The sequence below is a fragment of the Collinsella aerofaciens genome (assembly GCF_028206795.1).
Taxonomy (GTDB): Bacteria; Actinomycetota; Coriobacteriia; order Coriobacteriales; family Coriobacteriaceae; genus Collinsella; species Collinsella aerofaciens_AX.
In genome coordinates, this window is record NZ_JAQLFJ010000026.1 from 1 (window position 1) to 1,930 (window position 1,930).

1 pseudogene is annotated in these 1,930 nt (G+C 77.2%); it reads right to left on the reverse strand.

Going from position 1 to position 1,930, the window contains the following annotated elements:
• Positions 1 to 1,930: pseudogene (locus tag PMX70_RS10055) on the reverse strand (hypothetical protein); the annotation flags it as partial.

Sequence of the window (1,930 nt, forward strand, 5' to 3'; positions counted from 1 at the left end):
TCCCTGTACGCGCCGTCCGTCGGGCCCGGGGCCGCCGAGCCCTTCGCGAGGACGCGGACCTGGAGCGCCTCTACGCGGTAGCCGATGCCGGTCGTGCCGGCGCGGGCCCCGTCGCTGGCCCAGCCGAGCCAGCCGTAGTCCTGCACGTAGGCGCGGTACCAGACGTCGTAGTACTCGGAGAGGTCGCCGGTCAGGCGCATCTTCACGCACTCGACCGCCCTGCCCTGGCCGGTGGTGCCCGCCACGGCGCCGCCCGAGACCTCGTCCTGCCAGCCGACGCCGGAGACGTGGGCGCTGTAGGACAGGCCGCCGGAGACCGGCGAGGAGACCTCGGCGGCGATCGCCTCGACGGCGCGGGACTGGCCGGTCGTGCCGGCGGTGCCGCCGTTGCCGACGGCGGGCTGCCAGCCGACGCCGGAGACGTGGGCCCTGAGGCTGAGCGAGGGGACGGAGAGCTCGGCGGGGTCGCCCGTCGAGGGGGCGTCGCCGCCCTTCTCGACGAGGACGGCCTGGAGGGCCTCTGCCTGGACGCCGAGCCCCTCGGTGCCCGCGGCCTCGCCGTCCTTGGCCCAGCCGAGCCAGCCGTAGCCGGCCGCGTGGACGCGGTACCACACGTCGTAGCGCTCGGAGACGGGGCCGGAGAGGGACACCCTCACGGCCTGGACGGCGCGGCCCTGCCCCACCGTGCCGGCGTAGGAGGGGGCGGAGGCGGCGTCCTGCCAGCCGATGCCGGCCACGTGGGCCGCGACGGAGACGGAGCTCCCCTCGCCCGCCCCCTCGAGGGAGGCGCGCACGGCCTGGAGCGCGAGGCCCCTGCCGGTCGTGCCGACGTCCTCGCCGCCGCCCACCGCGGGCAGCCAGCCGCGCTCGGCGACATGGCCCTGCAGGACGAGCGACGGGCCGGAGGCGGCGCCGGAGACGTAGGCCCCCTCGGCCGGGCCGGGGGCGCCGGAGCCCTTCGCGACGAGGGCGACCTGAACGGCGGTGAGGCCCGAGGCGCCGGACTCGACGCCGGAGGGCTCGCCGGCGCTCGCCCAGCCGAGCCAGCCGCGCGCGGAGTCACAGGAGCGGTACCAGACGTCGTAGCGCTCCGCGAGGCCGCCGGACAGCTCGAAGCGGACGGCCTTGAGCTGGAGCCCGCCGCCCGAGGCGCCGAGCTGCGCCCCGTCGGAGCTGGTCTCCCCCTGCCAGCCGGAGCCCAGCAGCAGGCCGCGGTAGCAGACCGACCCGTCGGACTCGAGGTTGTCGACGGTCGCGGCGACGGAGCCCAGCACGGGCCCCCTCTCGGAGCCGAGCGTCAGGACCCCGCCCGAGAACGACGAGCCCGCCGGCGAGCCGGCGACGGAGATGGACGACCCGGACAGGCGCTCGCCGGCGCCGCGGAAGGCCCCGCCGGCCGGCCCCGGCGCGGCGCCGCCCTTGGGGACGAGCACGACCTGGACGGCCTGGACGGCCTTCGACAGGCCAACCGTGCCCGCGGACGCGCCGTCCTTGGCCCAGCCGAGCCAGCCGTAGTCGGAGCAGTGCACGCGGTACCAGACGTCGTAGGACGAGGCGGCCTCGCCGGAGAGCCTGAACTGGAGCGCCTCGACCGCTAGGGAGCGCCCGGTGGTGCCGGCGGTCCCCGAGGTCCAGCCCTGCCAGCCGACGTTCGAGACGTGGGCCCTCACCTCGAGGGAGGAGGATCCGTGCCCGTACCAGGAGACGGAGCCCGAGAGGGCCTCGAGGGCGCGGCCCTGCCCGGTGGTGCCGGCGACGGCGCCGTCCGAGACGGAGCCCTGCCAGCCGATGCCGGCGACGTGGGCGCGGTAGGAGACGGAGGGGGGCTCGGAGGACCTGTCGACGAACGGGGTGGCGGTGTCGCCCGGGGCGGGGTCGCCCTTGGGCAGGACCGCGACCTGGACGGCCTGGACGGCGCGGCCGTAGCCCG